Here is a 13,625-nt window from a genome sequence, read left to right as displayed (position 1 = left end):
GGTTTTTAGGGATACTTACAAACCTTATCCACTTATTACTATACTTCTATAATTGGGCATTTTAAGATACAATTTAAAAAGATAAATAAAGGTTATCTTGATTATTATAGACTATATAGCTATAATGGCCGTATCAATAAATCTAATATATTATTTGCTTCTTTAATTCCTAAAAATCTTGTTACAGAGGGGAAAAAACAGCAAGGAATATTGGATATTTGGCAGGGAATTAACATTATGAATACTTTACGATTTGAAAAGTATATTATTATATACTCAATCCAGATTTATAATAAGTATTTTCTTATTGAAGTTGGGACAAACCTGACACACAGACTAAAATATCTTATTTTTATAATACAATATCCATTTATCCTTTAAGTAGTTCATATTCAATATAAACAATATTTTAATTACAGCTTTTTTCCTTTTGATTTAACTGAGGTTTGACTATTGTTTTGTTGCTTTTGTTTATTAGGATTTTTAAACGAGAACTCGAACTTTCCAGTACTCTTATCATAGCTGATATAGCCTTGGTATTGATTTCCTTTTTTATTGATAAGACCATTGATATAGACTGTTTCTCCTGTTTTTAGTTTTTCGTATTGCCAGTTTTCAAGAAGCTTTCCTCTAAAGGTTTTGGGGACATCGAAGGGTGGTTTTAATGTTGTATTCTTTTGAAATAAATTGTTGAGTTTGGATTCTTTAAGTTCCTTATTGAACAGAAACTCAACATAACCTTTTTCAGCATTGAACTGAAGACTGGCGTTGAAAAGATTGCCTCTTCTGGAGAGTATATTTTCCAGAAATAAAACCCTTCCGGATTTTAGTATCTCTTCCTGCTCTTTGGAAAGCTGAATTCCACCTATAGTTTGGGGTATTCGGATATTCTCTGTTCCGTAAGAGAAGAATTCACGGGTTAACCTGTCTATACTGATAAGAGAAGGGATGACTTCATTTGTTACAGGATAGGATGGATTAGATCCACTACCCTTCCCATATTCCCAGTGGTGGTGAGATGACGCTGATCCTCTTTTGTGAAATAATGGCCAAAGAAACTTTCTTTGAAATTAGGCGCTTTTCTGACAGGATAAATAATAGGCTCCAGTAATCCGGAAGTATTAGCCCGAAGAGCTATTCTGGCATCAGTTCTGATATGGGTATCTCCCATTCTTATACTGATGGGAATTAATACAGAGGTTTTAAGACCTTTTAGTAAAGGGACTAAAACACCTCTATTCTCTAGTAATTGTTGATTAAGCCCAAGCTTTTCCATCGTATACCAGTCAATGTCTTTAATATTATATAGATAACGTTCCTTTGTTGATTTTTTATGGGTATCAGTGCTAATCAGGTTCTTTATATTCTGTACTGTATTGATATTAATCTCATACTGCAATAAATCTTTATAACCTTCAGGCCTAGCATGATCGATATACTGTTGTAAATCCTTTCCTGTTTGAACAGCTTCATATTCACTAACCTTGAAAAATGAGAATTCTTCCGGATGTTTTAACTGGGAATAAAAATCACAGTAGAAGTTGACAAAATCGTGATTTTCCTCATCTATAAGAATAGGCACTTCACTAGGGTTGTGATTAAGTGGAATATCTTTAAGATTTCCATTGTGATCAATTCCTTGAACAAGTTTAATCGTATCAGTATCATGGTGTAATACGAGTAAAGTATCACCAGTTTTATTTATACTGGTTTGTTTGCGTAATTCTTTTTCTTCTGTAACCTTTTTATTCTCCATAGCATATCATAATAGCTACAGTAAAGTAATACAGAGATCGGAGTTAAAGAATGCTTTGGAAGTTTTATAGTATATTTTGGCATGAATTGTCTATAATAGAAAAGACCCCGGAGTTCGGGGTCTGATAGGTAGTTTTTAATAGTTTATATTTGATAATATCAATGTTCGTTTCAAATTAAAAAAAAAAATAAAACCCCGGAATAATTCCGGGGCAAATACTATAAATAATTAAACATTGGACTTAAACTAATTGACAAATGAGCTACAAAATAAACATAAAAACTATGACCTTAAACAACCTGAATGTTAATTATTTATAGTACAATGAAGTAATGATTTTAATTGGTTGGAACAAAAATAAAAAGGCAGAAAAAAAATTGCAAGATTCGATATGTTAAAAAATGTGAAATTTATTTTAATAATATATTAAAAGTAAAATTTAGATGATAAGCGATATATGATATCGCAAATAAGGTATAGTGAAAATACATCTTAATTTTAAGTTTTTCCAGAAACTATAAGCTAACTTTGAACAGCACAATTGAAGTTAAGCCAAAATAAAGTTAAATATTCACCCTCCTGAAATGTCAGAAGTAAATCGATCTGTAAGCGCTACAAAAAAAATATTACCGGTTATTCTTGCAACTGCAATCTTTATGCAAATGCTGGACTCCACCATACTAAACACATCACTTCCCTCTATAGCAAAAGATCTGCAGGAATCTCCCCTTAACATGCAGAATGCCATTATCAGCTATGTTCTAACACTAGCTGTTTTTATGCCAGTCAGTGGTTTTCTTGCAGATAAGTTCGGAACTAAAAAAGTATTTATCTCTTCACTTATACTCTTTAGTATAGGATCTTTGTTTTGTGCCTTATCTCAAAATCTTACTCAATTAGTCATCTCTCGGGTAATTCAGGGGATTGGTGGAAGCTTAATGACTCCTGTAGGAAAATTAGCATTAATTAAAACATTTGATAAAAATGAATTATTAAAAGCAATGAATTTTGCTATTATACCAGCTCTAATAGGTCCGGTTTTAGGGCCTTTGGTGGGTGGATATCTGGTAGATTACTTTTCCTGGCATTGGATATTCTTAATTAATATTCCTATCGGAATCATCGGTATTATTCTGGGGTCAAAGTTTATGCCCGATTATAAAGCAGAGAGTCTGGATTTTGATTTAAAGGGATTTTTGATTTTTGCTTCTGCATCTCTTTTGCTTTCTGTTTCACTGGAACTTTTTGGAGATCTTCAGAACATCACTCCGGTTTTATTTATTTTTATTTTAGGCTTTCTTTTTCTGTATTATTACTATTGGCATGCAAAACGGGATGAAAATCCTATATTTCCTTTAAACCTCTTCAAGGTAAGAACATTCCGTGTTGGAATCATAGGTAATATGGCCACAAGACTAGGAATAAGCTCTGTTCCCTTGTTACTTCCCTTAATGATTCAGATCGCCTATAAACAATCGGCAGTTACTTCAGGATGGATTATTACCCCAATGGCTATTACGGCAATTTTTGCTAAATCTTATGTGATAAAGATCTTAGATACCTTTGGTTACCGTAAAACATTAATGGCCAATACATTTATTATAGGAACCTTGATATGCGTTTTGGCAATTCCCGGTATCCATACTTCCATATACTGGTTTATTCCTATTATCGCAGTTTTAGGATTCTTCAATTCCATACAGTTTACCTCCATGAACACCATTTCGATTGCTGATCTCAGAAACTTTCAGACCAGTAGCGGAAATTCTTTACTATCTGTAAACCAGCAGCTGGCAATAGGATTCGGAATTACATTTGGTTTGATTGTATTAAAACTATTTGAAAACTCTGCTTTAATTAAAGGAGATGTACATAATGCATTTAGGTATACATTTTTAACGATTGGTATCCTTACTATTATTTCGGGATTTGTTTTCCGCAGGCTTCATATCACAGACGGAAAAAACATGAAATCTAAACAAAATTAATAAAAGTAAAGCCTTAGAATTCTAAGGCTTTACTTTGTTATCAGAATGAGTTCTGACTAAATTAAAATAATCTACTTCGATTTAATTTACTTTCTTATAGCTCTATAGATGACTAAACATAATAGTGCTCCTCCGATTGCCACTAAAAAACTTGAAATATTAAAACCGGTAACATCTACGCCAAAAATCATAGAACCCAGCCAGCCTCCTACGACTGCACCAATAATACCGATAATAATTGTTGCAATCCAGCCTCCCGGATCAGATCCTGGATGAATAGCTTTTGCAATTGCTCCTGCAATTAGTCCGAATATAATCCATGTTAAAATACCCATAATTGTAATTTTTAAGTGTTAATAAATTGGTGTTTGTTATAACTAAAATTACAAACATGATGCCATTGCACCTAATTTCTTGACTTATTTACAAACAATAAACTTATTTTAATAATTTATTAACGTAAAATTCAGATTATTTTTAGACCAATATCTTTTTAAATTCTAATTTATTATTATAGATTAGTTCTGTAGGCTTGTTCATATTTGCATCTAAGAACTTCTATCATCATCTTTTTTAATCCTCCTGATAATAATTTACATATTTATGGTATGAATTAACGAAACTCACTCGCATAGAATACTTGATTTTAATATTTATTATTTATTAACTTACATTAAGTCTCTTCCTGGTGAATTTGTATTATATTTACACTTCAACCAAATAAATATTAGTACAATGAAAAAATTAACAAGAAAGGAGCTTAAAGAGATGGTAGGCGGACTTATTAAACTAACCAATTATGACGATGCAGCTGGTGGCGGTAGTCAAGGTTATATGTGTTGTAATAAAGCCGGTTGCAGCGCTTGTGTAACACCTGCTGAACCAAGATGTGTTGCAGGTGCATGGGCAGTTCCTTGCTAATTAAAACTACAGGAGATAGGGTTTCTATCTCCTTTTTTATTTATTCCCAATAATAGATTCTCAATGTATTTAAGTTAGTGACTTTTTGATATTAAATTCCGGGTGTCGTTATTAATCATCACTTCTTTTTCAATTATTCAATTTCAATATTTTGCTTGAGAGGAAGATTTTTCGATGAATTTCCAACCATAATTCTGTAGGTTCCTTTTTCTACTACCCAGTTCATATTTTCATCTAAGAATTTGAGCTCTTTTATAGGAACTTCTATCATAATCTTTTTTGATTCTCCAGGTTCTAAGTTTACCTTTTGAAATCCTTTTAACTCAATAATTGGTCTTGATACCGAGGCTAATAAATCTTTGATATACAGCTGAACGACTTCACTTCCTGCTTTAGCTCCGATATTCTTAATACTCAGCTCAGCTTTTATAATATCATTTTCAGAATATTTACGCTTATCCAGATGCAAATCTGATATTTCAAAAGAAGTATAACTGAGTCCATAACCAAATGGATATAAAGGTTCACCACTTAAATCATGGTAGTCATTTCCCCTACCAGTGGGATGATGATTATAACTTAACGGAAGCTGTCCTTCTTCAATTGGAAATGTAATAGGTAATTTTCCGGATGGATTCTCTTTTCCAAACAAAACCTTAGCTACAGCACTTCCGCCTTCTTCTCCCGGATACCATATATCCATAATAGCACCGACTTTGTCTTTCCAGTCTGTAGTTTTTATAGCGGAACCTCCGATTAAGATGACACTAATAGGCTTGTTTAGCTTTGCTGCTTCGTGAATAAATGCTTGCTGATTTCCCGGAAGGCTTAAGGAAGATCTGTCCTGAAATTCACCTTCATGAATTCCGGCAGTTACAATAATATAATCAGAATTCTGCGACAGTTTTAAAGCCTCATTAAAATCCTTCTCATAATTATTGAGTCCATAATTCCAGATCAGTTCAATATTGGCCTCCCCTCTATTTTCACGGAATTCTACTGCAATATCATATTTCTGTCCTTTTACAAAATCTATATCTGTTGTTTTGGTTGAATAACTTAGCTTTTCCCATTGGTCAACAACTAGTTTTCCATTTAAATAGAGCCTGAATCCATTATTTCCTCTTAAGCCCAATTTATACTTTCCGGAAGCTGGGGCTTCTAATTTACCTTCCCATTTTACACTGTAATTATCCGGTTGTAATTTTTCCGGATCAGGAGAGTATAATGTCCATTTAAAGTCTAATTCTTTATCCTGTTTTTCAATAACAGGCTTCCCGGTTAAGCTACTGTTTGGAAAATATAAACCTCTTAATCCTTTCTCACCATTAAAGGATAAATACTCAGAAGGAACTTTGTTGAATGTTTTCAGATTCCAGTCAATCCCTTTTGCATAGGATATTTCTACGTTTTTATCTTTAACAAAATTCTTGATACCATCCAAAATACTAATCTTTTTATTACCTGGACCTGAATAGCCGCCTAATCTGGCATCTGCAGCATCTGTACCTACAATCAGAATCTTTTTATAATGCTCCGCAACGGGAAGTGTATTATTTCTGTTCTGAAGTAAAACAAATGATTCTATAGCCGCTTTTTCCGCTAGTAGTTTATGATTGATTTTCCGGAGTTCCTGAATCTCTTTTTCGGAAGTATAAGGTTTTTCGAAAAGTCCCAATTCAAATTTTGCTCTTAAAACTCTTGACACCGCATCATCAATTCTCTGTTTGGATATTCGTCCATCTAAAAATGGAGGGATAAATAATTTATAGTGATTATACTCGGTTTGGAAAATCACATCTAATCCTGCATTAATGGCCTGTACAGATGCATCACTGTAGTCTGTTGCGGTAAAATGCAAAACATTTGCCCCACCAACTGCACTCGCATCACTAATTACAAAACCTTTGAAATCCCATTCTTTTTTTAACTTATCTGTTAATAACCAGTGGTTGGAAGTAGAAGGTCTTCCGTCTAATAAGTTATAGGAAGTCATTACAGATCTGCTTTTCCCCTTAGTAAATGCTTTATAAAAAGGAATTAAATGCGTTTCTTCCAAATATCGTTTACTCCAATGAATCGGATAAGAATCTCTGCCACCTTCTCCAACATTGGCTAAAAAATGTTTTGGAGTCGTAATAATTCCCTCATTTTCGAATGAGCTCACAAAACTAACTCCCATAACAGACGTTAAAAACGGATCTTCTCCATAGGTTTCTTCGGTTCTTCCCCATCTGACATCACTGGCTAAATTGACCACTGGTGTCAGAATCTGACGAATTCCTCTGAGTTTAGCTTCTTTGGCAATAGCAGATGAGACTTCCTTCATCAAATCAGGATTAAAAGTGGCTGATAATCCAATAGACTGTGAAAAAGCCGTTGCTCCTTCCCGCATTAATCCATGTAATGCCTCATCAAAAGGAATTATCGGAATGCCAAGTCTGGATTCCTGAATAAAATATTTTTGGATTGCATTGATTTTTCTGGCCAGTTTTTCTGCATCTTCATTGGCATTGTATTTTAGCATTTGTCCAGCGGCGGCTCCGTCCTGGCTCCCTGCACTCACCTGTAAACCAAAAATACCGTGGTGGTATTGATTTTTAGAAGCATTATCCAAATCTCCGGGGATCATAAAACACTGCCAGAATTTTTCTTCAGGAGTCATTCTTCTCAATAAATCCTGAACCCTTACCTCAACAGGCTGTTTCGGATCTTTATAGAGTGGATTCTGGGCTTTTACAAGAGGAAATGAAAAGGTAGCCAATAAGCCTAACCTAAAACAACTTGTTTTTATTAGTCTTTTAACAAGAGTATTAGTTTCTATGATTACATTCGGAAAAATAAAAAATGTATGTAAGGATTGGGATTTAGTTTTTAGTTTAGTAATCATGGTATAGTTTTATGCTAATTTAACCATGATTTCGTAATATTTAACTATTAAATTTTATATTATAAAAAAGAACTAAAGACTTTCTCTTCACAAAAGAAAAAGTATTATTTTCGATGGAATGATATTTTATGTAGTGAGGCTGTTTAGAAAAATCCTGATACAAATAAGAGAAGACTATACTATTGAATGAAAATCAATCCAATCTTTATTTTTAACATTTTAATTACCTTATTCCTTGTAATTGGAGTATCAGTTACTGTTCTTGTGATAAGAAACGGAATGAATCTCTATTATATCACAGCATCTCTATTCTCAAATCTTCTGTTACTTTTCATCTTATATTCTATCAATAAAGGCATCCCATCTTCCCATAAAGTGATGACTAACATAGAGAAAAATAAAGACAGACTAGAATTTAATGAGAGTGCGCTCATTATAAACTCACCAATAATGCAACATAGGCAGGTAATAGAATGGCATATGATAGAAGCTATTTATTGTCTGAATACAATACCTTTAGACGGCATCTACCATAATTTTGAATATTCCATATTTTTAAATCAGCCTGCAAAAACTGTGAAATACTCCCATTTATCATGGTACAATAAGCTATTTGCAACGGGGAGTAATTCTTTAGAAATAAAGATTAATGATTATCGTAATATTGATTTTAATAAGTTACATCCGGCAATAGAAAAATATCTCCTTAAAGAAAAAATAGCACCGGAGTACTTGCAAAAGAAGTTTGGAAATGATTCTTTACCAAAAGGTTTGGAAAAGAAATCTGTAAAGACATTCGGACTTTATAAAGTTTATGATAGAGGCAAGAATACGAATAATGAAAAGTTGAAAGAATACAGAGTTAATACAACAAAAGCATAAACGATGGAATCACAATTTATTTGTATCCATGGATATAAGTAAATTGATATAAGCTTTTTTCCTTAAGCTCATATTCTTACATATTTTTCATTTGTGATATTTAGCTTGCTTAATCAAATTTATTAGAGAGCTAAATAAAGATGACTAATCATTTTCTTTCTTTTTCTCTTCTAAAGATCTGCCGAATGCACTGTCTGAAGAAGTAAGATGTTTTATAGGAGCCTTTAATGCTTTTGCTTTTTCCAGGACTATTTTAGCTCTTTCTAAATCAGTTTTCTTACTGTTGTTACCTAAATTATCTGGAATATCACCTGTTTTGCTTTTTCTCTTAGACATATTTTATATTTGTCTACAAGTTAATCATTTAATAATTAAGATACTATAATTTAAGATTATATTTATGCTCCCTTGATGTCCTCCCATTGAGTTAGACATTTTTAATTAGAGTTTTGGGAAGAGGTCACTATTGAAAATTCCTCAGAAGAAAACCGTGATATAGAGAGTTTTGAGAATAGAGACAGTCGGAAACAGCTGTTAGCAAGAAGCAGATATTTACTTTATAAAAGTAGTGAGAAATGGACGTTTTCCCAAAAACATAGAGCTCATATCCTGTTTACAGAATATTCTGATTTGAAAAACGCTTATCAGTTAACAGATGACCTTAGAAAGATATATAATCAAAACCTGGTGAGGCCTGGCTATCATCGGATTATTGAGCGTGTTCTACCATTTCCTGGTGTGCTCTATACATATTCCAGCTTCGCACTGAATGAAGATATGCCTATGCCCAAAATAAAATGCAATCTGCGTATTACCTGGACGTATGCCAGGTCCTATTGAAAAGACAGCTTATTTAGCCGGAGCATTCTGACAAACATATATGCTTGTTCCAGCACAGCTAAGATGAATGGCAGCCGGCCAACAGCCCTTTAATTTCGAGAATACCCAATTACAAAAAAGAGAAAGAAGGGCAACAGAATTTCCTTCAATGATAGAATACTTTATATCTCGAATTTGATATTGAATAAAACACGAAAATTAGTGCCCTAAATCTTTTGATAAATCAGGTAATTTTAAAGGGCTATGTGTAAATTCTGAATAGAAATTGGCAATTTCATAAGGAATGAAGACTGCATTATCCCAATTTGGGTGCAAGGATTTGAACTTTTGAGTCAGTGTGCGAATAATACTATCTTGTTTCAATCCCTTTTTTACCAAATCCAATACATCACTTTGAACGGTGACAAGGTAGGTTTTTACAGCTTGTATGAGACGATCATCTCCGATTTCTCCATGTCCTGGCACAACTACTTTTGGTTTCATGTTAAGCATTTGCTCCATTACAGTTATCCAATCCGAACCTTTCGTGTCGGCATCAGGCATAATTGGGAAAAAACGATTTTCGACCAAATCTCCAGTAAAAAGAACTTTTGAATTCTCTGTAAATACTATCTGATCACCACGCGTATGAGCGGGCGTTTCCTTTAATATAACAATATTATCACCCAAGTCTAACGTCAAAGAGTCGCTATAGATAATACCCGGCATAATTAACTTTACTCCCTCAAGCGCTTTTCTTTCTATTACTCCAAAACTTCTAAACAGTTGAATATAATCGGAGCCTTTCTCGGCCAGCTCTTCTGCTTGTGCTTTGTTCATTATAACAGAAGCAGTGCCAAAAACGGATGCACCGAAGTTATGTTCAGGATGGAAATGAGTGCTTGTAAAATAGATGCGACGGTTGCCTGCTATCTTTTGAACATATTGTAACAGGAGTTCACCATTGTGCGGTCCCATACCTGAATCTACCACCAGTACTGCATACTTGCCTTCAATCACCCCGATATTGGGAATATAATTGATACGCGGGTCAGGAATAACCCAAACGTCATTAGCAACTTTTATAGCCGTTTCCGGCCTTATGTTTGGAGCTGCGATTAGATTCGTCGGTTCGGGCGTATTAATATTTTGGGACTGCCCTGAGAGGGGGAATAAAAGTCCCCCAAAGAGTAATAAGTTAAAAAGAAATTTACTCATGATTAAATTATTTTAAAAAAAACTGTTATTGTTCTTTGATTTTAATTGACACAGCAACCAGAAGCCACAAAAAATTAATTCAATTCCGTCTTCACTATCGAATGAAAAATCTTATAGTTTCAATATTTCCTTCCATCTGACTTTTTAACGCACCAACGTTATGATCTAATAAGCCGTTTATATTATTGCCCGCAATATCTTCTATCCTGGCATTGATATATAGGATATACTCCCCCTTTTTCCACTTCTTTGTTGGTACAAAGACAACAGATGTTTCTCCTCTTTGTAAATACATTTTCCCTTTTATCCGAGTTTGTGCAGCATCCGTGATGGCTATATACTGTTCGATACCTGTATGGTCCATCTTATCATTAAATAGTATTTGCAAAAAGTCCTTTCTGTCCTTAGGGAATTTAATATTCCAACTGTTAATGTCAGGATGGACTATGTCTTCCTGAACAACTGAGAATGTTTTGATATAAGATGACTGAAGCTCAAACCCCTCGATATCTTTCCAGCCTTTGTCAATAACCAAGCGATATACTTGTTTCGGTTTGAAAACCCTCCCCATTATACGGTTAACCTCCAGCCCGGACTTAATTCTGCCAGGATCAAGCAAAATAGTCAGGCGCGTGAAGTCTTTATTCCATAACTCTCTTTGATCATCAAAAAAAGCATGTCGTAAATCGTCATTTGCTTCATTATATAAATGAATATGCCTTGGAAAATTACCCTGCTGCATAGGAGCATTAAAATAAACATAAAAACGGAGTAAATTTTCTGGGATGCTGTCTGTAAGCGGATAAATTCTGGTAACAAACGAAGTTTTATTCTTTTTTTCCGGTAAACGCATCAATGTATCTCTACCACCGGTTTTAACACAATACCAAACACGTTCTTCAAATGGATAATCGGGCACAAAAATAATCTTTTTCTTTCTTTTGATCCATTTTCCACTTATGCTGATGTCTGAATTTTGTACAGAAATTTTAGTGGTACGAACCTCTATACTCAAATCCTCAAACTCCAGCCCGTAAATATCAGAGGCTTTCTGTTTTACAAACGATATTTGTTGTGCCAAGACACCAAGTGTTGGCCAAAATAAAAAAAGAATAACAAAGCCCCTATGGATCATCAATTATATTTTTTCGCCATCTGCAACAGGCAGTCATAGCATCTTTGTGAACTCAATATATTTATTCTAAAACATGAGTAGTAAGGAATAAGCGCAGAACACTTGAAATTAAAGCTGCGCTGATCTAAGCTAAAAGATTTCTGAAAAGATTACTTGATTACTTCACAGTTCTGTTTGGGTATCCTTCTTCCTTCAAAAGCATATTTTGTAATTCTTTGAACATTTGCTGGTTGGAGCCAGATCTGTAATCAGGAAATGCATACTCACCTTCTGCATCGGTTAAACGCAGGTATAAATTTTTTCTGATGGATACCAGTTCCAGTCGCCCGGTCTCTACATTGCGACGGGCACACACCAGCCGTTGATCATCCTGTTCAGCGATCTGTAATACTCCGGTAATAGGTATTTCCATAGCGGGTACTCCTTTCTTCTGGTAGTTGGCAAAACTGTTCAACCCGTCTTTTGCATTGCCTTGCTCAATGTCTGATAACCGTAATATTTGTGCACTTTGACTATTATTAGCCAGAAATACCACTGGAAAAGTGTCTGTAGGTGAACTACCTTGGGCCATGTAGCTTATAAAATCGATTGGCGTATTCCCATAACCTAATTCAGCGATTGTTTTGCCGCTTACATGTGCTCCGTCCCTAATACTGTCGAGCGGAATAGTTACCAAGGGAGTGCATGTATAAGCAGCCAGAATATACTCTCGCCCACCAAGTGTTACAATTTCCATTGTGCGTATTGGCGCACGGGTTTCTTTTTGATCATGTGTAGTGTGATAAATTTCTATACTTGCACTATTCTGAACACCGTTAAACGGGAAATCTACTACCTTGAGTGTGGAGGCAAAATCAGTATTAGAGATACCGCTGATATATAATTTCCCCTTATGAAAATCGATGTCAGTAAAAGTGCGTTCAATTGCAGAAACATTATCGAAAAATAGAAAATCCTTTGAGGGTGTATTGTCTATTTTTATAAAAGACGACCTTGCTTTTGCGTCGTCAAACCTTCGTACAGCACCGGTATGGTTCATAATAACGATAGCCGGGGTATAGGTTTTTCCAGAAACACGGTCCACTCCAATATAGACCTCTCGGCTAACAGGGTTCACGGCGATGTCTTTTACCAATATCTTATCTGGTGTTGTTGCTAGTAAAGCAGCAATTTTAGTATCAGCATCTTTGACATTATAGATTACTTCTGCAGAGGTATTGTGAGTTTTGTCTATAGAGAAAGCAAAAATTTTCCCTGCTCTGGAATCTCCGACAAATAAGGTATTTTCAGGTCCAAATTTCAATACCGAAACAGATTGCAATTTACTTTGGGCCTTAACCTCAGCAAAAAATATGAGCAATACAAAAAGAGAGATTGTTAATTGGTTTGTATTCATACAGTTGATTTTTTAATGAGTAGTTTCTTTTGGAAGAGGGTTAGCATTTTTAGCCAGTTCAAAAAGCCCCGGTTCGATATGACAGTAACCACTAGGATTTTTATCCAGGTAATCCTGATGGTAATCTTCGGCTTTATAGAAATTTTTCAAAGGAAGTATTTCTACAAGTACTGCCCTATTATATCCTTTGGCTAATTCCTGAACTTTATATTTTACAAAAGATTCATCAGCGTCATCTGTATAATATATCCCGGTTCTGTACTGATCGCCTCTGTCATTTCCTTGTTTGTTCAAACTTGTAGGATCAATAGTTTTAAAATACAAATCAATTAACAATTTAAGATCAATCTGATTTGAATCATATTTCACTTTCACAGTTTCTGCAAACCCAGTTGTATGGCTTACGACTTCTTTATAGGTCGGATTTTCTGTATTTCCGTTAGCATATCCTACTTCAGTTTCTATAACACCGCGAATCTGTTGAAAAAAATGCTCTGTTCCCCAAAAACAGCCACCTGCAAAATAAATTTCTCTTATATTTTCATTATCCATAATTTCTCATTTTTATATATTTATTTCAATAGGATTCATTTAAACCCGTTTATTATTATAAAACACTT

The 13,625-nt window shown here is 34.3% G+C and carries 12 protein-coding genes and 1 pseudogene; 4 read left to right on the top strand and 9 right to left on the bottom strand.

Going from position 1 to position 13,625, the window contains the following annotated elements:
- Positions 1 to 413: 413 nt before the first annotated feature.
- Both BAZ10_RS19465 and BAZ10_RS02190 read right to left on the bottom strand, forming a co-directional pair.
- Positions 414 to 932 carry a DUF3945 domain-containing protein gene (locus BAZ10_RS19465; RefSeq protein WP_394363733.1) on the bottom strand — a complete coding sequence of 173 codons (519 nt, stop codon included), beginning with the start codon at positions 930 to 932 and terminating at the stop codon, positions 414 to 416.
- Positions 933 to 961: 29 nt separating this feature from the next.
- Positions 962 to 1,756, bottom strand: a complete 795-nt coding sequence (locus BAZ10_RS02190; RefSeq protein ID WP_078770648.1) for a DUF4099 domain-containing protein — start codon at positions 1,754 to 1,756, stop codon at positions 962 to 964.
- A gap of 584 nt (positions 1,757 to 2,340) precedes the next feature.
- Here BAZ10_RS02190 and BAZ10_RS02185 point away from each other — a divergent pair.
- Positions 2,341 to 3,744 (top strand): MFS transporter, encoded by a 1,404-nt coding sequence (locus BAZ10_RS02185; RefSeq protein WP_078770647.1) that lies wholly within the window; start codon positions 2,341 to 2,343, stop codon positions 3,742 to 3,744.
- Between the two features lie 86 nt (positions 3,745 to 3,830).
- Here BAZ10_RS02185 and BAZ10_RS02180 read toward each other — a convergent pair whose 3' ends face one another.
- A complete protein-coding gene (locus BAZ10_RS02180; protein WP_078770646.1) occupies positions 3,831 to 4,079 on the bottom strand; it encodes a GlsB/YeaQ/YmgE family stress response membrane protein in 249 nt (82 codons plus the stop codon).
- Positions 4,080 to 4,479: 400 nt separating this feature from the next.
- Here BAZ10_RS02180 and BAZ10_RS02175 point away from each other — a divergent pair, with 400 nt between their 5' ends.
- Positions 4,480 to 4,665, top strand: coding sequence for a hypothetical protein (locus BAZ10_RS02175; RefSeq protein ID WP_078770645.1), 186 nt, complete (start codon positions 4,480 to 4,482; stop codon positions 4,663 to 4,665).
- A gap of 133 nt (positions 4,666 to 4,798) precedes the next feature.
- Here the strand turns inward: BAZ10_RS02175 and BAZ10_RS02170 are convergent, their stop codons facing one another.
- Positions 4,799 to 7,555 carry a glycoside hydrolase family 3 N-terminal domain-containing protein gene (locus BAZ10_RS02170; protein WP_078770644.1) on the bottom strand — a complete coding sequence of 919 codons (2,757 nt, stop codon included), beginning with the start codon at positions 7,553 to 7,555 and terminating at the stop codon, positions 4,799 to 4,801.
- A gap of 186 nt (positions 7,556 to 7,741) precedes the next feature.
- Between BAZ10_RS02170 and BAZ10_RS02165 the strand changes: the two genes are divergently transcribed.
- A complete protein-coding gene (locus BAZ10_RS02165) occupies positions 7,742 to 8,437 on the top strand; it encodes a hypothetical protein (protein WP_078770643.1) in 696 nt (231 codons plus the stop codon).
- A gap of 144 nt (positions 8,438 to 8,581) precedes the next feature.
- Here the strand turns inward: BAZ10_RS02165 and BAZ10_RS02160 are convergent, their stop codons facing one another.
- Positions 8,582 to 8,773 (bottom strand): hypothetical protein, encoded by a 192-nt coding sequence (locus BAZ10_RS02160; RefSeq protein ID WP_078770642.1) that lies wholly within the window; start codon positions 8,771 to 8,773, stop codon positions 8,582 to 8,584.
- 129 nt (positions 8,774 to 8,902) lie between these two features.
- On the opposite strand from BAZ10_RS02160, the gene BAZ10_RS02155 reads away from it, so the two are divergent.
- A complete protein-coding gene (locus BAZ10_RS02155) occupies positions 8,903 to 9,277 on the top strand; it encodes a transposase (RefSeq protein ID WP_078770641.1) in 375 nt (124 codons plus the stop codon).
- A 198-nt stretch (positions 9,278 to 9,475) separates the two neighbouring features.
- Here BAZ10_RS02155 and BAZ10_RS02150 read toward each other — a convergent pair whose 3' ends face one another.
- The 4 genes and pseudogenes from BAZ10_RS02150 to msrA form a co-directional block, all read right to left on the bottom strand.
- Positions 9,476 to 10,474, bottom strand: coding sequence for an MBL fold metallo-hydrolase (locus BAZ10_RS02150; protein WP_078770640.1), 999 nt, complete (start codon positions 10,472 to 10,474; stop codon positions 9,476 to 9,478).
- Between the two features lie 94 nt (positions 10,475 to 10,568).
- On the bottom strand, positions 10,569 to 11,555 hold the full coding sequence (locus BAZ10_RS02145) for a hypothetical protein (protein WP_131828783.1): 987 nt from the start codon (positions 11,553 to 11,555) through the stop codon (positions 10,569 to 10,571).
- Between the two features lie 211 nt (positions 11,556 to 11,766).
- Positions 11,767 to 12,930 (bottom strand): hypothetical protein, encoded by a 1,164-nt coding sequence (locus BAZ10_RS02140; RefSeq protein ID WP_131828782.1) that lies wholly within the window; start codon positions 12,928 to 12,930, stop codon positions 11,767 to 11,769.
- A gap of 102 nt (positions 12,931 to 13,032) precedes the next feature.
- Positions 13,033 to 13,557 (bottom strand): annotated as a pseudogene (msrA, locus tag BAZ10_RS02135) (peptide-methionine (S)-S-oxide reductase MsrA); the annotation flags it as partial.
- Positions 13,558 to 13,625: the final 68 nt, after the last annotated feature.

This window comes from Elizabethkingia occulta (assembly GCF_002023715.1).
GTDB classification, from domain to species: Bacteria; Bacteroidota; Bacteroidia; order Flavobacteriales; family Weeksellaceae; genus Elizabethkingia; species Elizabethkingia occulta.
This window is presented reverse-complemented; position numbering and strand designations above follow the sequence as displayed.